This is a genomic window from Novosphingobium sp., from assembly GCF_036820275.1.
In the GTDB taxonomy this organism is placed as follows: domain Bacteria; phylum Pseudomonadota; class Alphaproteobacteria; order Sphingomonadales; family Sphingomonadaceae; genus Novosphingobium.
Map to the genome: position 1 here is coordinate 1 of NZ_DAISLT010000002.1, position 21,239 is coordinate 21,239.

14 protein-coding genes and 2 pseudogenes are annotated in these 21,239 nt (G+C 58.2%); 9 read left to right on the top strand and 7 right to left on the bottom strand.

All coding sequences use genetic code 11. From position 1 onward, the window contains the following. Nucleotides 1-251: 251 nt before the first annotated feature. From gmd to V7066_RS01375, 5 genes and pseudogenes are all read left to right on the top strand, one after another. A complete protein-coding gene (gene gmd, locus V7066_RS01355) occupies nt 252-1,286 on the top strand; it encodes a GDP-mannose 4,6-dehydratase (RefSeq protein WP_334181463.1) in 1,035 nt (344 codons plus the stop codon). Nucleotides 1,287-1,382: 96 nt separating this feature from the next. Beyond that, nucleotides 1,383-2,279 carry a GDP-mannose 4,6-dehydratase gene (locus V7066_RS01360; protein ID WP_334181464.1) on the top strand — a complete coding sequence of 299 codons (897 nt, stop codon included), beginning with the start codon at nt 1,383-1,385 and terminating at the stop codon, nt 2,277-2,279. A 430-nt stretch (nt 2,280-2,709) separates the two neighbouring features. Continuing rightward, nucleotides 2,710-3,158, top strand: a pseudogene (locus V7066_RS01365) (transposase); the annotation flags it as partial. A gap of 66 nt (nt 3,159-3,224) precedes the next feature. Beyond that, nucleotides 3,225-4,396 (top strand): IS3 family transposase gene (locus V7066_RS01370; RefSeq protein ID WP_334181465.1). Its coding sequence is split into 2 segments (ribosomal slippage): nt 3,225-3,477 and nt 3,477-4,396, totalling 1,173 coding nucleotides; the frame shifts between segments, so codons are not numbered across the junction. A 42-nt stretch (nt 4,397-4,438) separates the two neighbouring features. Further along, a pseudogene (locus tag V7066_RS01375) lies at nt 4,439-5,071 on the top strand (IS3 family transposase); the annotation flags it as partial. 1,400 nt (nt 5,072-6,471) lie between these two features. Here V7066_RS01375 and V7066_RS01380 read toward each other — a convergent pair. From V7066_RS01380 to V7066_RS01400, 5 genes are all read right to left on the bottom strand, one after another. Further along, nucleotides 6,472-10,284 carry a glycosyltransferase gene (locus V7066_RS01380; protein ID WP_334181466.1) on the bottom strand — a complete coding sequence of 1,271 codons (3,813 nt, stop codon included), beginning with the start codon at nt 10,282-10,284 and terminating at the stop codon, nt 6,472-6,474. Nucleotide 10,285: 1 nt separating this feature from the next. Next, the gene (locus V7066_RS01385) at nt 10,286-10,966 is read right to left on the bottom strand and encodes a DUF4214 domain-containing protein (RefSeq protein WP_334181467.1); all 681 of its coding nucleotides are present in this window, start codon (nt 10,964-10,966) and stop codon (nt 10,286-10,288) included. A gap of 131 nt (nt 10,967-11,097) precedes the next feature. Next, nucleotides 11,098-11,760, bottom strand: coding sequence for an ABC transporter ATP-binding protein (locus tag V7066_RS01390; RefSeq protein ID WP_334181468.1), 663 nt, complete (start codon nt 11,758-11,760; stop codon nt 11,098-11,100). After that, entirely contained in the window at nt 11,757-12,554 is a 798-nt protein-coding gene (locus tag V7066_RS01395) for an ABC transporter permease (RefSeq protein ID WP_334181469.1), read from the bottom strand. Before V7066_RS01395 ends, V7066_RS01390 begins: the two co-directional genes overlap by 4 nt. Before the next feature lie 10 nt (nt 12,555-12,564). Further along, the gene (locus V7066_RS01400) at nt 12,565-13,674 is read right to left on the bottom strand and encodes a hypothetical protein (protein WP_334181470.1); all 1,110 of its coding nucleotides are present in this window, start codon (nt 13,672-13,674) and stop codon (nt 12,565-12,567) included. Between the two features lie 296 nt (nt 13,675-13,970). On the opposite strand from V7066_RS01400, the gene V7066_RS01405 reads away from it, so the two are divergent. Beyond that, nucleotides 13,971-15,179 carry a polysaccharide biosynthesis/export family protein gene (locus tag V7066_RS01405; RefSeq protein WP_334181471.1) on the top strand — a complete coding sequence of 403 codons (1,209 nt, stop codon included), beginning with the start codon at nt 13,971-13,973 and terminating at the stop codon, nt 15,177-15,179. A gap of 142 nt (nt 15,180-15,321) precedes the next feature. After that, entirely contained in the window at nt 15,322-16,497 is a 1,176-nt protein-coding gene (locus V7066_RS01410; protein ID WP_334181472.1) for a glycosyltransferase, read from the top strand. 38 nt (nt 16,498-16,535) lie between these two features. Here V7066_RS01410 and V7066_RS01415 read toward each other — a convergent pair whose 3' ends face one another. Together V7066_RS01415 and V7066_RS01420 are read right to left on the bottom strand one after the other, a co-directional pair. Next, nucleotides 16,536-18,014 (bottom strand): phosphomannomutase, encoded by a 1,479-nt coding sequence (locus tag V7066_RS01415; RefSeq protein ID WP_334181473.1) that lies wholly within the window; start codon nt 18,012-18,014, stop codon nt 16,536-16,538. A gap of 2 nt (nt 18,015-18,016) precedes the next feature. After that, on the bottom strand, nt 18,017-19,099 hold the full coding sequence (locus V7066_RS01420) for a mannose-1-phosphate guanylyltransferase/mannose-6-phosphate isomerase (protein ID WP_334181474.1): 1,083 nt from the start codon (nt 19,097-19,099) through the stop codon (nt 18,017-18,019). A 70-nt stretch (nt 19,100-19,169) separates the two neighbouring features. Here V7066_RS01420 and V7066_RS01425 point away from each other — a divergent pair, with 70 nt between their 5' ends. Further along, on the top strand, nt 19,170-19,670 hold the full coding sequence (locus tag V7066_RS01425) for a hypothetical protein (protein ID WP_334181475.1): 501 nt from the start codon (nt 19,170-19,172) through the stop codon (nt 19,668-19,670). A 124-nt stretch (nt 19,671-19,794) separates the two neighbouring features. After that, the gene (locus V7066_RS01430; RefSeq protein ID WP_334181476.1) at nt 19,795-21,057 is read left to right on the top strand and encodes a capsule biosynthesis protein; all 1,263 of its coding nucleotides are present in this window, start codon (nt 19,795-19,797) and stop codon (nt 21,055-21,057) included. The last annotated feature ends 182 nt before the right edge of the window (nt 21,058-21,239 follow it).

Sequence of the window (21,239 nt, forward strand, 5' to 3'; positions counted from 1 at the left end):
ATCACGAAAGCTCCTTCTCACAAATTGGAGCCTCCGGAAAACCCGGGGCGCTTCACTGTCACGATGATTAGGGCAGGTTGGTCGACCAGGCTTGGCGCGGCATGACCGTCGGTTGCCATAAATGAGCCCGTCACTTCTGACACATGCAGATTGGTATTAGAGTTGCATCTGGCGTAAGGATCGACGACACGCCCGGCTGCGTTCGTTTTGCCCGGCCTGATGCCGGATGTTTGTGTCACATGAGGGAATATATGAAGACTGCGATAGTAACGGGAATTTCCGGTCAGGATGGTGCTTATCTGGCCGAGCTGCTGCTGGGTAAGGGATACAAGGTATACGGCACCTATCGCAGGACGAGTTCCGTGAATTTCTGGCGGATTGAAGAGGTCGGCATTGCCAATCACCCCAATCTGACCTTGGTGGAATATGATCTGACAGATCTGTCATCGAGCATTCGGCTGCTGCAGACTACCGGCGCCACCGAAGTATACAACCTTGCCGCACAAAGCTTTGTAGGCGTGTCCTTTGACCAACCTGTCACCACCGCCGAAATCACGGGTATCGGTCCACTCAACCTGCTGGAAGCGATCCGGATTGTTGATCCGAAGATCCGCTTCTACCAAGCGAGCACGTCGGAAATGTTCGGCAAGGTGCAAGCCGTGCCGCAAAAGGAAGACACGCCTTTCTATCCGCGTAGTCCGTATGGTGTTGCCAAGCTCTATGCGCACTGGATCACCGTCAACTATCGTGAAAGCTACGATATTTTCGGGTGCAGCGGCATTCTCTTCAATCATGAAAGTCCGCTGCGAGGCCGCGAGTTTGTGACCCGCAAAATCACCGACAGCGTCGCCAAGGTGAAGCTAGGCAAGCTCGATTGCTTGGAGCTGGGCAATCTCGATCCGCGGCGTGACTGGGGATTTGCCAAAGAATATGTCGAGGGCATGTGGCGGATGCTGCAGGCCGACGAGCCCGATACCTATGTGCTGGCGACCAACCGGACGGAAACAGTCCGCGACTTTGTGAAGATGGCGTTCAAGGCAGCGGATATCGATGTAGAATTTTCCGGCAAAGAAGACCAGGAGATTGCGGTTGACAGCGCTACCGGCAAAACGGTCATGCGGGTCAATCCGCGCTTCTATCGTCCTGCGGAAGTCGACCTGTTGATCGGTGATCCTGAAAAGGCGACGAACAAGCTGGGCTGGAAACCGGAAACGACGCTCGAGCAGCTCTGCAAGATGATGGTCGACGCCGACCTTTTGCGGAACAGCGTGAATGCATCTTTCTGACCTCCTTGGCAGGAAGTCGGTCGATTAAATAGTAGAGCGTACCCGGCGGTGCTTGCCGCCGTCGGGTAGCGCACTATCAGCGACGGTGAGATGGTTATGAGCAGAATATTAATTACCGGCGTGGATGGTTTCACAGGCCGCTATCTGGCGACATTGCTCGCAGCGCAGGGCCATGAGGTGATTGGCATATCGCACAGCGCTATTGCGGTGCCCATCGAAGGCCTGGCCTCCTCGCACATATGCGATCTTACCGATGCGCAGGGTCTTAAGGAAATTCTTCTCACCATACAGCCGGACAAAGTCGCGCATCTTGCTGCGATAGCTTTCGTCGCTCACGGTGCTATCGATGACATCTATCGTACCAATATCGTGGGCAGCCGCAATCTTTTGGAAGCGGTGAGTTTCGCTGGTAGTGTCGATGCGGTGCTCCTTGCCTCCAGTGCCAATATCTATGGCAATCGCGTCAGCGGCGCTATCGACGAGACTGTCGCACCCGATCCGATCAATGATTATGCGGTTAGTAAACTGGCAATGGAGTTTGTAGCTCGTCTCTATCAGAATCGGCTGCCGATCATCATCGCACGGCCCTTCAACTATACTGGGGTTGGGCAGTCGACCAATTTCGTCATTCCGAAGATCATTGATCACGTCCGGCGCGGAGCGACGACGATTGAGTTGGGTAATCTGGATGTAGCACGTGACTTTTCCGATGTGCGCGACGTGGTGTTTGCTTATGCTGCACTGCTCGACGATCCTGATGCTGTCGATCAAATCTTCAACATCTGTTCTGGTAAGGCGCAGACGCTGGGTGATGTGATCACGATGATTAAGGAAATTTCAGGGCACGATTTCAAGGTCACCGTCAATCCTGCATTCGTCCGCCAGAACGAGGTCAAGATGCTGTGGGGTGATCGCAGCAAGATCGAAAATGTGATTGGGCAGCGGCCCAGCCATGAGTTGCGCGACACATTGGCCTGGATGCTGGAAAGATAATATTTAAGTGCCAAGCAATGCCAATTCAGATTGGCATTGCTTGGTGGTTGACGCGGATTTGCAGTTATTACTTTATTCAAATCCGGCCTCCGGCAACGAGACACATCTTGAGTTGGCCCCGGGGTCGGACAGGCGGGACCCAAATTTTTGGGCATGGGTTTGGCTTTCGGAAAAAGCTAATGCTTCATCGATCTCACAAAATCGAGTTCAAGCGTTAGGTCGAAGAGTATAGAAGTAACTCGGTTGGTCTGAACAGCCTTTGAAGTTTGATAAGTGGATTGTTTGCGGGTTGGTTGTTCAAGCTTTTGCTTACGTGGCGTCATGGAAGTTGGGCGTAGCCAGGCTGATTTGACCCTGTCCTGGAAAAAGCCTCCAGCGAGAATGCGAGAAATCTGGCGAAATCGAAGCAGCGTGGGGCTGGAGATTTTGCATGAAGAAGTCGAAGTTCACGGGCGAACAGATCGCATTTGCGCTGCGCCAGGCGGAGGTCGGCACGCCGGTCGTAGAGGTCTGCCGGAAGATGGGCGTCTCGGAGGCAACCTACTATCGCTGGAAGTAGCTCTACGGCGGCCTTGGCCCATCGGAGCTGCGCAAGCTCCGCCAGCTTGAGGAAGAAAACCAGAAGCTGAAACGGCTCGTGGCGGATCTATCGCTGGACAAGGCCATGCTCCAGAAGGTTCTGGCAAAAAAACCATAGCGCCTGGCCGGCTGCGCGAGATCGTCCATTGGGTGCAGGATCGTTATCGGGTCAGCGAGCGGCGCAGCTGCGCGGTGCTCTGGTTCGATCGCAAGACGCACCGCTATCGATCGATCCGCAGCGACCAAGCGCCGCTCAGGAACAGGATCAAGGAGATCGCGGAGCCCCGCGTGCGCTATGGCATTGACGTGACCCCCGGCTTTTCCTCCAAGCTTGATTAGAGTCTGGCCTGATGGAAGGACGGACGAATGAAGCGAGCAAGGTTCACAGAAGAGCAGATCATCGGCGTGCTGAAGGAGCAGGAGGCTGGCGCGAAGACTGCCGACCTGGCTCGTCGCCACGGCGTGTCGGAAGCGACGATCTACAACTGGAAGGCCAAGTATGGCGGTCTGGAAGTTTCGGAGGCCAAGCGACTGCGGGCACTCGAGGACGAGAATGCCAAGCTGAAGCGACTGCTGGCCGAGGCTATGTTGGATAATGCCGGCCTGAAGGATCTTCTTACAAAAAATTGGTAACGCCCGCTGCCAAGCGAGAGGCGGTCGCTCGTCTCCAGGCGGTTCTGGGGATGAGCGAGCGGCGGGCGTGCCGTGTTATCGGCGCTGACCGGAAGAGCATGCGCTACCGGTCACAGCGGGAAGATGATGCTGACCTTCGGGCGAAGCTGCGCGAGCTTGCGCAGCAGCGGCGCCGGTTTGGCTATCGTCGGCTGCACATTCTGCTGCGCCGGGAGGGCGTGGTGATCAACCGGAAGAAGACACAGCGGCTCTATAGCGAGGAGAAGCTGGCGGTCCGACGCAGACGCAACCGGCGGCGTGCCATCGGCGCACGGGCACCGGCTCCCGTGCTGGCGCTACCGAACCAGCGATGGAGCCTGGACTTCGTCCATGATCAGCTGGCTACGGGACGCCGGTTCCGGGTGCTCAACATCGTCGACGATGTAACCCGCGAGTGCCTGCGCGCGGTGCCGGACACTTCGATCTCGGGCCGTCGGGTGGTACGCGAGCTCAGCGATCTGATCGCCGAACGCGGCAAACCGGGGATGATTGTCAGCGACAACGGGACCGAGCTGACCTCGAACGCCGTCCTCGCCTGGTGCGGGGAAGTCGGGGTTGAGTGGCACTATATCGCTCCGGGCAAGCCGATGCAGAATGGCTACGTCGAGAGCTTTAACGGTCGCATGCGCGACGAGCTGCTCAACGAGACCCTGTTCCTGACCCTGGAGCATGCTCGCGTGGTGATCTCCGCCTGGGCAGAGGACTACAACCAGGAGAGGCCGCACTCATCCCTTGGCTATGAAACCCCTGCGGCCTTCGCCGCTGAACTGCATAAGCAATGGCCTCCTTCGCTACGCCCTACGGGCTCCGCTGCGCAGGCCATTGCTCAACCCGCGCTCATGCGCAACAAAGCTGCCCGGTTCTAATCCGCGCTGGTAGAAACCAGGGGGTCACGTCAGCATGTATAGCTTCGGCCCGAAGGCTGGCCGGTCAATGTGAAGCGGGTGCACCGGCTGTATCTCCTGGAAGGCCTTAATTTACAGGCCAAACGGCCCCGCCGGCACGTCATGGCCGCGCGGCGCGTGGAACGGCCGCTGCCCGCCCACAGGAACGAGATCTGGGCGATGGACTTCGTGTCCGATGCCCTGTTCGATTGTAGGAGCTTCCGCGCCTTGACCGTGGTCGATGCCTACACCCGCGAGTGCCTGGCGATCCATGTCGATCAGGGGATCAAGGGCGAACAGGTGGTCGCTGTCATGGATCGCTTGCTGTTCGAGCGCGGCGGCGCACCTACCAAGATTCGGGTGGACAATGGCCCGGAATTCATCTCCCGGGCGCTCGACCACTGGGCCTACATCAATCGGGTCACGCTGGACTTCAGCAGGCCTGGAAAGCCTACGGACAATGCCTTCTTGGAAAGCTTCAATGGCCGGCTTCGCGATGAATGCCTCAACACGCGCTGGTTCTTGTCTTTGGACGGCGCCAGGAGCAAGATTGAGGCGTGGCGGAGGGACTTAAACGAGACCCGACCTCACACATCTCTGGGGTGCATGACGCCGGCCGAATTTGCTTCATCGGTCGGGGTTGACCCCGGCCGATGAAGTGCCGGATCTCTCGTTCTGGCCGGTGGCAGAACTGGGGCAGGGCCAAGGGTAAAGCGAAATCCACAAAAGGCCTCAAATCTGCGGTTAACTCGTTATTGCATGAAGAAGGCTTGTGTGTTGATTTGTGAATGGTCATTGAATGGCGTGGTATAATGTTGAAAAATTATATAGATAAATTTGGTATGGAATTTTTTTGCTATACAACAATGTATATTATTTTCATTTGTGTAGCAATTTCTCCATCATCTTGCCTGGCAAACTCTGAACCTGTCTCCACGCAAAACGTGACCTTGGATGCTTTGTGGCGAGGTCGTGCCCATTTTGAGCAAGTGGCCAAACTCGACTGGCAGGACAGGCCGGGCTTTCGTCATGAACAGGCGGGGTCCTTCACCGTGCGCGATGGCGTCTGGTATGCTTTCAATCGTGCGATATTGGATGAATCAGAGCAGGATTGTCGGCAGGACCACGCCCGAATGGTGGCGAGATCAAGCACCGATCATGGTCGGACGTGGTCCGCACCCATCCCCATCGTCGATCCAGGCCGTAGCGCGAAAGGGGATGAATGCGCCGTGCTAGACGGCAGCGCCTATTATGATCGCGTATCGTCTACCTGGCATCTGTTGGCGCAATGCCTTGGCCGAGATCGGGACGGCGCACCTGCATTGTGGGCTCTGTGTCATTATACACGCAAGGCGCCCTCACCGCTGGGGCGCTTCGAAAGTGACCCGGCTAATCCCGTCGTCGTTGGCGGAAGCCTATGGTCCAGGATCTGCGCCGGCGACGGAAAGGGATGTCCGGTAACAACGCGGGACGAAGGCACGCCAGAGATACTCGGCAGCAGCCAGGGGCGTTTCTTCGTCACAATGCACGGGTATGATCCAGTCTCGGGACATGGATTTCGCGGTGTTGTGTCGACCCGTGATTTTCGGGCGTGGGAGGTCCGTGGGCAAGGACTGCCGGGCGACGCCACGCTTGGCCCAAAGGACTGCGTGGCGTGGTTGCCGCGCTGCGCAGGTGTAGGAGAGGCTTCAACGGTATCGTTTCCGGGAGACTCACATCGGTACATGATCATCGAAGCAGTGACGAAAAGTCTAGCCTGCACAGAGGGGCAAGACTGGGAGTTTCACTTGTTGAGATCGCCCTTGTCGGGTTGGCCGCGATCAGGGACAAGCACATGGGTGAAGTTTCCCGGCAAGGCTTTCCTCACCACCGCCCACGCTTCCTCATCAAGCGTTTGTCCGGTGCAATATGCACGTTGGATCCAAGACCGCGGCAGTACGTATCTTGTATATGAGGATTGGGATCGGAAGCATGGCATAGTAGATCGCCGGCTTCTGCAACTTGTGCCGGGTGGAGCGGAAGTCCCTGTGTCAAACAAATGACACAGGGATCGCTCGTTACTTAGCGTCCGCTTTCAGTTTGGCATCCATCTCTGTGTTGACCGAAAATTTGGCCATACCTGGATCGCCAGCGCTGTGTCGGTGAGGCAGATTCTGCCCTATCACAAAGTCGGCCAGATCCTGGGCACTGCTTGCCCAAGTCTTCCACGCGGTTTTTGGCGAATCTATTTTAGGTAATGCCTTCAATTGCAAGGCAACGGCTTTTTGTATCGATTTGGGATCACGGCTATCGGCAAAAAATGATGCTCCGGCCCCCGCCACTTCACGGAAAACCGGCAGATCGCGCGCCAGGACAGGAAGTCCGTGGCGTGCGGCTTCGACCAGGGGGAGCCCGAAGCCTTCGCCTTCGCTCGCGACGATCAGGACGCTGCAGGCTGCATAAACGGCATCGAGATATTCGTCGCTGATCGATTCGAGCCAGAAGAGTTGCTTGTTGTACTGGGGGTGGTTGCGCAGTTTGTTCGCGACGTCCTCCATCATCCAGCCCAGCTTCCCGACGATCACTAGATTAGCCTGGGCACCCTCGGTCCACAGCGCATCGAAAGCCTCCAAAAGCTGTTGATGTCCCTTTCGAGGTTCTATGGTGCCGACTGCCAGGAAGGATGTGGAATCACGCAGCCGCGCCAAGGTGAGTTCTGCGTCTTGCGGCAATCCTTTTGTCGGCTTGCTTGCATGGGTGTCGGCACCGAGATGGAACCAGTTGATCGCAAGCGGACGCTCTCGCTTGTGGCCTCGCTGTTCCAGCCAATCCTCGAACTCCCCCGCCACTGCTCGCGAAATGCAGATTGCACCGTCAAAGCCAGCGACGGTTTCCAACCATCGCTCGTGACTTTCCGGAGTACCGCTGGGAAAACGGTCTGGCAGGAGGACAGGCAGCAAATCGTAGATCACGAATTGCACGCGCACGCCGCGTTGCCGCCACTCGCGGAGGATAGCCCGTTGCTGGTAAGCAATATCGGGATGATAATCCAGCCCGATGAAGCTGTCGCCAGCATGCGGCTCGATGACATTGTCTTCGCACCAGTCATCCGGGATGCCGAGAAACCTGCAGGTAAACCTTTGGGCTTGACGATAGCAACCGTTGCCCGGATCTGCATAAACCGGTTCTACGGTCCATCCCGATGGCGGGCTTTCCAGCCATTGTGAAAGGATAGCACGGACGACGCGCTGGATGCCGGAGCGGGCATCGACCTGGGCCAACACCGATACGTCTACCAACAAGCGTTTGGGGCGAGGGGTGGCAGGAAGGTTTTGTGAGATCGCACTGGCCACGCCATTCCAGTCGGCTTGGTTTAGGGCAGCGCCGTTTTGGAGTAGTGCTCTCATCAAGCCGTACTCACCAATTGCAGCCTTGTCGTAATAGCGTTCGATCGCTTGGGCATAGGCATCGGCGCAAATGCGTGGCTGATGATGACGCTGCATGTGCGCTTTGGCTTTTCGTCCCAGTGCCAGGCGTCGATCCGAATCCCGCCATAGTTCGGTGAGTGCGGTGCTCAGTTGTACGTCGTCGAAATTATCATCCAGAAAATAGACTGCATCACGCGGCAGTTCCGCCATCGAGCCATGCGCATTGACGATCGTGGCTACGGCGTGATTCATGCAATCGAACACAGTTCCTGACGTTTCACCTCGAGAGAGTTGGCGTAGCTGGACGCCAACGTCCGTCACGTTCAGCCACCGCTCAAAAGTCGCGTGGTCTGCCCATCCGGTGATTTCGATCTGCCCCGCAACGCGGGCGGAGCGGACCATTTTTTCGATCTTCTCGCCGTACCTATCCGAAGCATTTTGGCCCACGAATACTAGACGGCATCGTGGGTCTTGCGCCAGAGGACTATCCAGCCATGCTTGGAGCAGACGGTGGTTCATCTTCGACCGGCCGAGCAATCCGAAACTGCATACGACGAAGTCGTTTACAGGAATGCCAAGTTCACGACGCGGATCAACGCGATCGTTTGCGATGGCTGCTTTGCGAAGATGCGGAATGACCTGCCAGTCTGCTCCGGCATTGTCACCATACCATTTGCATGCAAGGTGCCGGGAATGTTCGGCATGGACAATGATCCCTAGTGCATCCTGCAATACCGGTAAATTGCAAGGATATTCCCACAGCACGTCATGATGATCTTGTGCCTGAAAACGGCGGATAACGGCCGGCCAACCATGCGAATAGGCAAGGTTGCGTGTCCATGCGCCTGGCACTTCGCCCGAACCTTCACGGTAGGAGACGGCGCCCGATAAAAAGAAATCATGCAGAACAACTACTCCGGGAATGGCGTGCAGTAGGTCAAACATGTGGGTGTGAAAGTGGGAGTTACCGAAGTGGTACAGAACTCGATCGAATTCATGGGCGTGCTGGCGGAACCAGGTCAGGTCCCGAACCGGGCTATTGCCCAGTACTGACGGTTCGCTAGCCATACCGCCGACTGTGATGACGTCGATTCGATAATGACGCGCCAGATCGGGAAGCAGTTCGGCGCTGTAGTTGCTGATGCCACTGGAATCAGGCGCGAAGGGTGACACAAAGGCTAGGCGCGGTCGGCGATCCTGCAGTGCGCGATGACGTAGGGTGGGAGGCGGTGCCGATGCAACGTGTTTTGCATGGCTGGCCTCCAAGGCAGACCAGGCCCGCATTGCCGTCTTGTCCCAGTCAAATTCTAATGCTTGCTTAAGTCCATGACGTTCCAGTTCCTCGCGCATCTTGTCGTCTGTCAGGACTTCGAAGATCTTGCGGCTGATGGACGTGACGTCGAAGGGATTGAAGAAGGCGCGTTCTAGCCCCACCACTTCAGGAAGCCCGGAGCGGTCGCCTACGATGACGGCGCGGCCGCACTTCATTGCTTCCAGCGCCGGCAGGCCAAAACCTTCGTGCCAAGAAGGAAAGACGAACAGCTTGCACGAACGGTAACAAGCGAGAAGATCGTCTTCAGGAATGAATCCGGTCAACACCACTTCATCATGGGAGAGGCCTTCTTCGGCGGCCAGTTTCAGCAAGCGACTACGATCAGCATCTTGGACCGAACAGACGATGGCCAACTGATGGGCCCGGCGCACAGTTTCGGGCAGGCGCGCGTAGGCGCAGATCAGGCCTTCGATGTTCTTGCGGTGATCAATGCCGCCTGTGTACATCACAAAAGGCCGAACGAGACCATAGCTCGCCGCAAGATGCGATGTCATGTTCCGGCTGACCTCTCCTGGAGTGAAGTGATCATCTGCTGCCGTTGAAATATTGACGACCTGTTCAGGGTCGCTGCCAAGCCAGGTCAGCGCCTCCTGACGTGCGGATTCAGAGATGGAAAGCAGCAAGTTGGCCCGGCGCATGTGTCCCAGCTTGTTTTGGTACCAAGCCTTGACGCTTCCATTGGGTAAGTAAATTTGGCTGTGGATCAAAGGTATTAGGTCGTAAAGTACTACCGCTGTTGGAATATCCGAGTGTAGTGATCCAATGCTCGTTGCGATGTTATCGCTGAAGCCTTCGAACAGTGATGATACGAGGATATAGTCGGGAGAAAGCGCAGCAAGAGCGCTTTCTCGTATCAGTTCTGCAGCCTCGCGGCGGCCATCGTTATGCAGATTGTCCGCATCAATGGGGCTAGGCGCGGTCCACACGACTATGTTCTCGTCCGGTATCGAACCGGATAGGGCGGCCCGAACGTCTTCAATAGTGTCAGGGACCAGCCCGTTAATGAGTACGAATATTTCATGTTCGGGTCGGGTGCGCGCCATGGCTTGCGTCAAGGCTAGCGAGTAACGCCCTATACCGCGATGACGGCTTGGTCCTTGAGCTGCTTGCAGGTCAATTACGATGCGCATCTTAGAAACTCCCCGCTGCATGCTGCAGGCGGGACATGGCCCGACGTGTATCGTGGCCCTGGTTCCGACCATCCATGTACCAATGAGTAATCGGAACAGGAGGATTAGGTGTGGCTTGAGTGGCCGCGATAGGCAAACGCTGCGGCACTCCTTGATACCTTTGGTTGTGCTGCAGTAGTGCTTCGTGTCTTAGATTGCGAAGCTTGCGTTGCCGTGTTGCGTGGCCGAACCAGCGCCGAAGCCAGTGCCGTTCGGCTTGATCAATAGCGATTAGATGCTCGAGTTCATACCAGAATGTCCGCCTGCCGCATGCTTCGCGCGAGCGAGCAATATCCCGTGCAAGGCGTGTGCGGCTTTTGCCCTTCGTAAGCAATTCAGTGTAATGGTGCAGACCATCGCTATCAGGTGCACGGCCTAAATAGAGGTGAAACAAGGCATGAATGAAGTCGGTGTCATTGCCAGAGCGCAGTATGTGTTCGTGGCGTCGCCGAAATTCCGGCGATTGCGCCATGTCTGCCAAAAACCGAATGCGCCCCAGCCCAGCGCGCAAAACGCCGGTACGTTCCATTTTTTCTGATGGGCCAGGGGTCCTGCTCAGCAAAGCTCGATAGGATTCGTCCACGAAATTGTCGATCGGCAATGAGATGAGATCAAGAACGGATTTAACTTGGTCAGTATGCATGTGTCGGCGCTCATTTCGTTTCCATGACCATGATTATATATTGATCATGCAGCATGCAAAAAAGGCCGGTCAATCCGAGCGGCTTATTGTCGATAGTCGTCAGGCCATAGTGTCGCCCGCCTCCACGCCGATTAGACGTGGATCTGCAAATTGCGGTTATGTGCCTCGTGTGCCTGATCAAAATCAGGATAGAACAACAGCTTTCCTTCGTCCAAGACAGCAAATTTCCCACAGTGGTTACGAACGTATTCCGTATCGTGAGAAATGATCAGCATTGCGCGATCGCCACGCTTGTGAAACAATTCAACAGCACATTTTTCGTGGAATTTCGCGTCGCCGACCGCACTGATTTCATCGATAAGGTAGCAATCGAATTCGATGATCATGGAAATGGCGAATGCCAGTCGGGCGCGCATGCCTTGCGAATAGGATCGGAGAGGCTCGCGCAGATATATTCCAAGTTCGGTGAATTCTGATACGAAATCAATATTCTGACGGTAATCCTGATTGTAGATGCGGCTGATAAAGCGGACATTATCCAAGCCGGTCAGCGCATTCTGAAACGCGCCCCCGAACGCCAGCGGCCAGGATACTGACATCGTGCGGGTAATTTCTCCAGAGGTCACCCGTTCGGCCCCGCTGACCAAGCGTATCAGTGTCGATTTGCCGGCGCCGTTGCGGCCTAGGATGCCGAGCTTTTCCCCGCGATCAAGGCGAAACGAGATGTCGTCCAGAACGACCCGTTCGCCGCCCCTAGTGGGATAGATCTTACTGACATTATCGACGTTGATCATTCGGGAGTGATCTCTCGGTTGACGACGGCGACTTGCGCCAGGGCCAGCACAGATAGCGCGATACAGAATCCCAGCAGGTACGGCAGGTCGTAATGAACTCGGATGTGATTGCCGAAATAGCCTTCGCGCACAATCTCCACACCGTTCACCATAGGCACGTAAAGAGCGAAATCCCGCGCAGCAGGGGGCAAGGCATCGACCATGAAGGCCGCGCCCGATAGTGGGAACATAATGTACGACGCCGGGTGCCACAGGCGCTCCACCAGTTCGTTTTTCTCGGCAAGCGCCCCCAGAAACATTGCCAGCGCGGCGCCGAACCAACCGAGCAGTACCCATCCTTCGACGATGGTCAGGATATCCTCTGGCGGCTCCAGCCAGCCAATGTAGATGTAGAACAGGCTCAGCACGATGAATGATATCGTGGCGCCACCCGCTTCGAGGAGCAGGCGGGCCAGGAAAATATCGATCACCTGCACATTGCGGTGATACATCAGCGCCAGGTTTGGGTCGATGGCGCCGATGCAGCGGGCCGGCATGTTGCGCCACAGCAGAACGCTGGAATAGCCGGTCAAGGCGAAAGCTACGATCGGCAGGGAAGAACCGTGCACCGCCTTCGACAAGGTCCATAGAACAGTAACCCCGGTCGTGAAGAGCATCGGCTCCACGAACAGCCACAAGAAGCCGATGTTGTGCCGTCCATAGCGGGTTAGAATCTCGCGCATCAGCAGGGCGTAGATCACCCGCCACTGGACAGATGCGCTCTTGCCGATTGCCGTGATGTGCTGGAATGTCATGTTTGGGCGACTAGTCTTTGTGTTCCAGCATGCCAGCAACGAGCATGCTGATCACTGCCCAAGCGGCAAGGCCGAGGATCAGCGTGGAAAGGATGCCACGCCACCTGCGCGGCTCCAGCGGATCGTCTGACACGTTGGGCGAGACAATTCGCTCAACATAGGCCTGTTTGCGGCGTGCCTCGTTGCGAGCTTCTTCGAGCGATGCCATCGTACTGGCGAGGTTTTTGTCTGCGAACTGGCTTTCCAGATACAATCGCTGGTATTCGGCAGCGCGTGAGGAAAGCGACTTGCGATCTCCAGCCACGAGGCCGAGTTGCTCGTCTATTTCGCGCGCAAGCCCTTTGGCTCGCACATCGAGAACTTCGATCTGGGGATTTTGGGGCGTGTATGCGCGCAGTTCGCGCAACTGTATGCGAGTGGCGATCAATTCATCTTGGATCTTGGAGATCATCTGCAACTGGACCGTTGCCTGCTTTTCTGGATCCACTACGCCTGCCTGGTTGCGATAGGTGGAGAGGGCCAGGGCAGCGGCCTTGGATTTGGCCTTGGCTTCGTCAACCTCTCTTTGTGAGAAGCGGATGAGATCCTGCCGTCCGCGTTCGTTGAGCTTGTTGACCGTGGCTTCGGCCATCTCCAGAAGCTGTTCATTGAAGCGGGCAGCATCCTTGGGTGTATAGGCTCGGACAGTCAGCGTCACGATCGAGGACGTGGTGTCCTGTTGGATTTCAACCTTCTTTTTGTAATATTTGTATAAATCCTCGAAGCTGTGCCCCATCCCAAAAGAGGCAAAGCGGTCGAATATCGATATGGACGGCGCTGTGTAGGCGCGGGTGAAGGCGCCGCCGCGATCGAGCGCGGTCAGAGCATCACGCGAAAGCATGTATTCCTGAGCGGCGTAAATTTCGTCACCTGAGCTGCCGAAGCCAGTGGTCTTAAGCAGCATCCCCAGACCTGACGGGGTCTGCTTGTCGGGACTGCGGACCACGAACTGAGATTCAGAAATATATACGTTGGACGCCAATATCCCGAAATACAGTGTCGCCAGCACGGTGGGAATGACGACCACACAAAGGAAGAGTGGGCGGACTTTTCCAATGCTTGCTTTCAACGACGTTTTCATTCAGCCCTTGTCCACCACATCGCTGTGGAGCTTTTTGCAGATCGCCAACACCATCTAACTGCGGAGCTGGCTTCATGGATTTCAGTGTCAGCGCCGGAATTTGCGGTCCGCCGCCGTGCTCGTGAGGCCCTAGCGATCCTCGTCATCGGCGTCCAGCGCCGATCATCGCCATTCGCCGCAGTTGCGCCGTTTGGCGTAAGTGGCGCACGGCTTCCCGCGCGAGATCGGCATTCCTTGATCCGGAACACGGCTTGCTCCATAGGCGGGGTAATTTCGTCCGCCATTGGACGGTTTTTATGGTGCTTGCTGATTTTGATATGACAAATCCGATTGTCCCTGCCCGGCTCAGCGCCGTATTGCTCGTGGCTTCTGCCTTGTCCGGATGCGCGATATTGCCAGGCTCTGGCCCATCGACTGGGCAAATTACACGCGCTGCAAAGGGGCCGTCCGCCAGCGATGCCGGCATCGCCATCATTGACGTCAACGATGCGGTGGCGCACGAGGTCGTGACCGCAAATCGCCCGACTCCTTTCTCGGAAAGCCTGGGCGAAGGGCAGCCGATCGGATCGGTAATCGGCAAAGGCGACGTGCTGGATATTGCGATCTGGGAAGCACCTCCCGCCGCGCTGTTCGGGGCTACCGGTGGGGCGGCGCAGTTGACCGCTTCTGGAGCGACGGCAAGGGGAACTTCTTTGCCTGAGCAGATGGTCGACAGCGATGGCCAGATTACCATTCCGTTCGTCGGTCGTATCCAGGCAGCCGGGCGCACTCCGCAAGAAATCGGACGCGAAATCAACAGGCGTTTGGTCGGTAAGGCGCATCAGCCCCAGACGATCGTACGCTTGGTGCGCAACGCGGCGGCGAACGTAACTGTGGTGGGCGATGTCGCAACCAGCGCACGGGTGCCGCTGTCCGCACGTGGCGAGCGTGTGCTCGACGTTCTGGCGACGGCCGGTGGAGTGAAGCAGCCGGTAGGCAAGATGGTGATCCAGATTACCCGTGGAACCAGCGTATCGGCGCTGCCATTGGAAACGGTGATCCGTGATCCTCGCCAGAATGTGCGGCTGCAACCAGACGACGTCATGACTTTGTTGTTCCAGCCTTACAGCTTCACTGCGCTTGGTGCAGTGGGCAGAAACGGGGAACTGCCGTTCGAGGCTACCGGCCTCACATTGGCGCAAGCACTTGGTCGCGTTTCCGGTTTGGATGACGCCCGTGCCAATGCGAAGGGTGCATTCATCTTCCGCCTCGAAAGACCCGAGGCTCTGCCGCAAAATCTGCGGGAATTGGGCAGGCCGACGCCGGACGGCAGGATTCCGGTTATCTATCGCATCAACCTGAAGGATCCCGCGACGCTCTTCGTGGCGCAGAGCTTCCCGATCCAAGACAAGGACGTGCTTTACGTTTCCAACGCCCCGTTGGCCGATTTCCAGAAGTTCCTCGGCGCGGTCTTTTCCACGATCCTGCCGGCAGCGACGACCGCAGCGGTTATTTCGCAGCAGTAGCGTTTCACGGGGAGTTCAATACGTGGCTAGGAAACTGCGCCCTTTTCTTGATCTGCTACCGTTCCGCTTGGATCAGCGCTTTGCTGGTACGGCCTTGCGTCGGCTACGGACAAGGCGCCGACGCGAGAAGCCCAGAGTAGCGATGCCTGCGCTTCCTGGCCAGGTGCGCTGTATTTACGTGGACCTTGCGGTTATCAGTCGTCATGACGCCGGAACGGGCATCCAGCGCGTAGTGCGCGCGCTGGCGCTGGCGCTGAAAGAGTCGCCCTCGGCTCAATGGGACGTGCGCTTTGTCGCTGCTGACAGGCGACACCCCTATCACGTGATTTCCTGGCCTCAGGCAACCGAGGCAGTAGACAGGACGCCGATCGAGGCGCATCCCGGCGATGTATTCATTGGGCTCGATTTCTCGCTCGACAGCGTTCGTATGCACCGGACCCAGTTGACCAGTTTCCGGCGCGCCGGGGGAAGCCTGTGGTTCCTGGTGTGCGACTTGCTGCCTGCCGAGCGGCCCGAGTGGTTTTCTGCCAACAATGTCATCCGCTACAAGGCGTGGCTTGAAATCATAACTGGCATTGCGGACGGCTTTCTGTGCATATCGCAGCAGACCGAGGACGACCTGCGCCGGGTATTGGCCGATCGCTTCGGTCTTGAGGACGGTTACGCGACCTGCATCGTTCCGATGGGTCATGCAATCATGGATTCCATGCTGCAGGAAGCCGCAGCAGCAGCGCCGCCGACAGCCCGGTTCGACATGACGAAGCCATTCTCGCTGATGGTTGGAACGCTGGAGCCGCGCAAGGGACACGCCGATATCGTCGCGGCCTTTACAGAGTTGTGGCGGCAGGGCTCGGATCACCGCTTGGTGCTGGTTGGTCGGATGGGCTGGCAGATTGAGGCACTGCGCGACACCATACGCAATCACCCCGAACATGGCGACAAACTGATGTGGTTCGACGATGTCGGGGACTTGGAGCTGGAGCAGATCTACCAAGCTTGCGAAGGTGTCATCATCGCCTCACATGCGGAAGGTTTTGGACTGCCGCTAATTGAGGCGCTGGGCCACCTCAAGCCTGTACTGGCACGTGATCTGCCGATCTTCCGCATCCATGAGGAACGAGGGGTTCACTATTTCCCCGCATTCGGGGATGCTGCAATGCTGGGGACCTGCATTTGGGCCTGGGTGGAGGATATACGGGCGGGCCGTGCGGCGGTGACGGCCCCGGTCGCCAATTGGAAGGAGTCCGCCGCCGTCATTCTGGACGCGCTGGACGATCAGCCCGATCCAATTGTTGTCCAGACCCGAGCGATTGCCTGATCTGAAGCCGCGCGGGCATGTAACCCGCGCGGCTGCGGTCAGCTGGTCCGGATCATCTCCAGCACGGCGCCCGCCAGCGAGGCCGCTCGTTCCGGTGTACGGCTTTCGGTGTAGCAGCGAAGTTCGGGGGCGTTGCCGCTGGGACGCAGGTGAATGATGTCGCCCCCATCGAAGGTGATGCGCAGGCCGTCGGTGGTGTCGAAGGCGGTGGCATTGCCCACCAGTTGGCCGAACATTGCCGAGGTGCGCGTCAGCACGTCTTCGAGGGTGCCGTCCTGAAGCCGCGCCAGCAACGTCTGGCTCTGGTCGGTGGGATAGTCCTGCAACCGTTCGCTGAAGGTGTATCGCGCGGGTAGCTGCGCCTGCAGTGCGCCCAATGTCATTGCTTGACGCCGTGCGGCGGCAAGGACGGAGAGCATCGGTAGCACGGCATCCCGGGTGGGCAGCGCGGCCAGGGTACTGCCTTCGGATCGGACCGGCGTGCCGAGCAGGAAGCCGCCGTTTGCCTCGTAGCCGCAGACGCTGCCGATATCGGCTAGCAGAGTGTTCATCGCCTCGATTACAAAGGGCGAGCCGATGCGGGTGCGGCGCACTGCGGCAAAGGCTCCGGACAGTTCGACCGCAGAATTGCAGCTGACCGGGGTGGCCACGGCCTCTATCTGGAGCGCCTGCGCGCACAAGATGCCTAGCACGTCGCCTCGAATCCATGCGCCGGTTTCGTCGGCCAGCAGCGGGCGATCACTGTCGCCATCGGTCGAAAGAATCGCATCAAGGCCGAGGTCGCGTGTCCAGTCGTGTGCAAGTGCCTGATCCTCAGCGCGGACCGCTTCAGTGTCGACGGGAATGAACTTTTCGGAACGACCGAGGCGCAAAACCTCGGCGCCCAGTGCTTCGACGATCCGCGCGAGCACGTCGCGGCCGACCGCGGAATGCTCGTAGATGCCGAGCTTCAAGCCGCGCAGCGCGTCGGCGCTGAAGAAATCGACGTACCGCGCGGCGTAGGGCGTTGCCACATCGATCAGCGGGCCGCAGCCCTCTGGCTGGACCAGCATGCCCGCGGCATCGAACAGGTCGGGCAGCGTCACCGTCTGCGCACGCATTGCCAACTCGTCGGGCTTGAGCACCTCGCCGTCCGCCCGGTTGAACTTGATGCCGTTGCGATCATCGGGAATGTGGCTTCCCGTCACCATCAGCGACGGGATTCCTTGCGCAAATCCATAGGCTGCGACGGCGGGTGACGGCACGAAGCCGCAGTAGGCGACTTGCCCCCCCATGTGCCGGATCGCGGCGGCGCAGGCGGCCAATATGCGCGGGGTCGACGGGCGCAGATCTCCGGCGATCGCCACTGCTCGGCCCGGGTTGAACTGGCCTATGTCACCCATGTGCTGCAGGAAGCCACAGACATAGGCGAAGCAGACCTCGTCTGTCATCGCGGTGACGAGCCCCCGCGCACCACTGGTGCCGAAGGCGACGCCGGAATCCGCCATGATCGCGGCGATCGAAACGGTGCGCGGCATCGTCATTCCGCTGCTTGCAGCACCGCAGCGTCGCGGATAGCTTCGGTTACCTTGCGGACCTTCTGGGAGTCTCCGCGGCGTAGGATCATCACTTCGCCTTGTGAAACGACGACGATCAGATCGTCCACATCGACCAGCGTGACGCGCGGGCCGTCGGTGTGGATGAGGCAGTTGTTCACGCCGATCGGCAATGCGTTGCCACGTACGGCGTTGCCGCCGGCATCCTTGACGCTGATAGCGTGCAGCGCATCCCAGCTGCCGACATCTGACCAGCCCATGTCCACCGGCACGCAAGCGACGAGCGGTTCGTGTTCCATAATAGCGTAATCGATCGATTCCGAAGGCGAGGCGGCGAAGGCCTGCGGATCGGGGGTGATTTGCTTGCCCGCGCGGACTGCGCCTTCCAGGGCCGCGGTGGCGGCAGCGAGCATGGCGGGCTGGTGGCGGCCAAGGGCAGCAAGATAGGCGTCGGCGCGGAACAGGAAGATGCCCGCGTTCCAGGCATGATCGCCCTGTTCCAGCATGGCGGCGGCGCGCTCGGCATTCGGCTTCTCAACGAAGCGCGCGACCTGGTGCACGCCGTCGGAACAGATTTCGCCCATCTGAATGTAACCGTATCCGGTCTCCGGGGCATCAGGCGTGATGCCGAACGTGACGAGCCAGCCTTCGTTCACCAGCGGCAACGCTCGGGCAATTGCGGCGTGAAAGGCGGCGATGTCGGTGATGGTGTGATCGCTCGGCATGACCAGCAGAGCGTCGTCAGGTCGGGCTTCGAGGGCCGCCAGTGCGATCGCCGGTGCCGTATTGCGGCCGAACGGTTCGAGGATGACGAGGTGATCGTCGATGCCTGCGGCCTTCATCTGCTCTGCGATGATGTCAGCATGTGCTGCATTGGCAACGAGTACGGGGCGGCCGATTGCAGCGGCGGCACATCCATCGGTGCGACCTACGGTTAGCTGCAGCATGGTCTCTTCGGCGGTTAGGGACAGAAGCTGCTTGGGGCGTTCAGGTCTGGAAACTGGCCAGAGCCGAGTACCGGACCCGCCGGAAAGTATAACAGGAACGATTGTGGGGCTGCTGATCATGGGAACTCGCATTTGGATGAATGGGATGCTTAGCTAAACTTTCTCGTCCATGCAAAGTGGCCATGGCACCATGGATCAAGTGTATTTGCGAGAAGCTGCCGTTGAGTTTGCAACTCTATTTTGGTCGCTGCGTGGTGAGTTGGAAATCTCCGATATCCACTGCATCTACCTAAATCGCGGTAAACTGTCAGTCGAGTTTATGGGCAGAGGCTATGCCTGGCTTGATACGCACACTCTAGATAGGTCACTGGATGCAGAGGAGTTCATGCGCCTTCTAGAAAAGCACCAAGGCTTCAAGATTGCCAGTTCGAAAGAGATCGCCTTCCGACGGGTCTTCATCGGTGTGGGTGAATTGGAAACTACGGTCGGCAAGCTCGGCAAGTCGGATACTCGTCGCGTTACCTGCAGCGCATATTGGCGCAGGAGGACCCAAGCAAAGGCAAAGATAGAGCCGGTGATGTCGGACACGCCCCGGTGCGTTCCCATGCACCAGCATCTGCCTCACTTTATAATCGCCGCTGACCTACCGGTGCACCAAGGCTGGCAGCTTTTGGCTCCGTCCTGCTTTTAAGTGATATGCGGTGGGCTTGCTGCATAGCTCCGAGAGCACTAACGCGCGGCGCGATATGCTGTGCGAAGTGGCTAGGCGGGGGCTGCCGTGATTCGCTGGTTGTCGTTAAGGAGCCCTTTCCCAGATGCCAGATATCTCCGCCGCCACGTCAGGAGCCGCTGCAATCGCGGGCGGCCCACGTACCGTACTTCTCTTGCAGGGCCTCATGGGCCCTTTGTTCCGCAGGCTCGGTCAGGGGCTGATCGCGGGCGGTCATACCGTTTACAAGGTCAACTTCAATGGCGGCGACCGAGCATTCTGGCGCCTGCCGAACGGCATCGAGTATCGCGGCGCTCTGAGCGATTGGCCGGCCTTTTTCACGCAATTGCTGAAGGACAAAGGGGTCACCGACGTCCTCCTGTTCGGCGACTGCCGCGACCATCACATGCCCGCCATCCGCATCTGCCGCGAAGTGGGCGTCCCCGTTCACGTCTTCGAAGAAGGCTATATCCGACCCGACTGGGTGACGCTGGAGCTAGGTGGGGTCAATGGCCATTCCTCATTGCCGCGCGATCCGGCGTGGTATCGCGAGACAGCTGCTGCTTTGCACCCGGTTCCGCCGCATCAAAAGGTCTCGGCGTCATTCCGCCGCCGCGCCTGGGAGGGCCTAGCATACAACTTTTCTGATGTGATGACTCGCTGGTACTATCCTGGTTGGAGTAATCACCGCCCCTGGCACCCGGCGGTTGAGGGTATAGGCTGGTGGCGCAAGCTATCGCGCCGAAAGGAGCGCGAAGCCGGTGCTGCGGAGCTTCTGGCGCGTCTCGACGCCTCCGGTCAGGCCTATTTCCTGTTCCCACTGCAACTCGATTCCGATGCGCAGATTCGTCTGCATTCGCCCTTCGCAGGCATCGCAGACGCGATTAGGCTGGTGATCGGCTCTTTCGCTGCTCATGCTCCGGCCGGAACGCGCTTGGTACTCAAGGAGCACCCCCTCGACAATGGCGTGCGCGATTGGCGCCAGGTTACGACCGACATGGCGGAACTATTCGGGGTAAGGGACCGTGTCGACTATCTGGCATGGGGCGATATCGAGGCCGTCACCCGCGGTTCGCAGGGCGTCATCACCATCAACAGCACCAGCGGCACGTTCGCGCTGGCTGCTGGTGTGCCGGTGGTCGTTCTGGGGCATGCGGTCTACGACATTCCGGACATGACATATCAGGGCGGTCTGAACAGTTTCTGGAGCACCCCCACCCCCCCGGACGCAGAAACGTTCGCTGCGTTTCGCCGCGTCTTAGTGGACCGCTGCCTGATCCCTGGAGGCTTCTTTTCGACAGAAGCTCTGGAGAAGGTCGTCCGTCATGCCATCGCCCGGCTTGAAGGACGTCCCATCGACCCGGAATGACCTGTCGGAAAGGCTATTGGTGCCAGTTAACCCTGCCTCAGATGAGGAGTTGCACAACCATGCAGTTCCTCTTCTCGTTGCGCTTAGAAGCTCCAGGTGAAGCCCGCGTCAGGCTGTGGTCACTCGCTGGTCTGAGAGGTTGCCGACATAAGTGAGGCCCGATCATCTGCCAGTGAAGATGA

What these genes read in the sequence shown, in the direction of transcription:
- gmd (WP_334181463.1), top strand. Translation starts at nt 252, where the DNA reads ATGAAGACTGCGATAGTAACGGGAATTTCCGGTCAGGATGGTGCTTAT.
- V7066_RS01360 (WP_334181464.1), top strand. Translation starts at nt 1,383, where the DNA reads ATGAGCAGAATATTAATTACCGGCGTGGATGGTTTCACAGGCCGCTAT.
- V7066_RS01380 (WP_334181466.1), bottom strand. Translation starts at nt 10,284, where the DNA reads ATGCGCATCGTAATTGACCTGCAAGCAGCTCAAGGACCAAGCCGTCAT.
- V7066_RS01385 (WP_334181467.1), bottom strand. Translation starts at nt 10,966, where the DNA reads ATGCATACTGACCAAGTTAAATCCGTTCTTGATCTCATCTCATTGCCG.
- V7066_RS01390 (WP_334181468.1), bottom strand. Translation starts at nt 11,760, where the DNA reads ATGATCAACGTCGATAATGTCAGTAAGATCTATCCCACTAGGGGCGGC.
- V7066_RS01395 (WP_334181469.1), bottom strand. Translation starts at nt 12,554, where the DNA reads ATGACATTCCAGCACATCACGGCAATCGGCAAGAGCGCATCTGTCCAG.
- V7066_RS01400 (WP_334181470.1), bottom strand. Translation starts at nt 13,674, where the DNA reads ATGAAAACGTCGTTGAAAGCAAGCATTGGAAAAGTCCGCCCACTCTTC.
- V7066_RS01405 (WP_334181471.1), top strand. Translation starts at nt 13,971, where the DNA reads ATGGTGCTTGCTGATTTTGATATGACAAATCCGATTGTCCCTGCCCGG.
- V7066_RS01410 (WP_334181472.1), top strand. Translation starts at nt 15,322, where the DNA reads ATGCCTGCGCTTCCTGGCCAGGTGCGCTGTATTTACGTGGACCTTGCG.
- V7066_RS01415 (WP_334181473.1), bottom strand. Translation starts at nt 18,014, where the DNA reads ATGCCGCGCACCGTTTCGATCGCCGCGATCATGGCGGATTCCGGCGTC.
- V7066_RS01420 (WP_334181474.1), bottom strand. Translation starts at nt 19,099, where the DNA reads ATGATCAGCAGCCCCACAATCGTTCCTGTTATACTTTCCGGCGGGTCC.
- V7066_RS01425 (WP_334181475.1), top strand. Translation starts at nt 19,170, where the DNA reads ATGGATCAAGTGTATTTGCGAGAAGCTGCCGTTGAGTTTGCAACTCTA.
- V7066_RS01430 (WP_334181476.1), top strand. Translation starts at nt 19,795, where the DNA reads ATGCCAGATATCTCCGCCGCCACGTCAGGAGCCGCTGCAATCGCGGGC.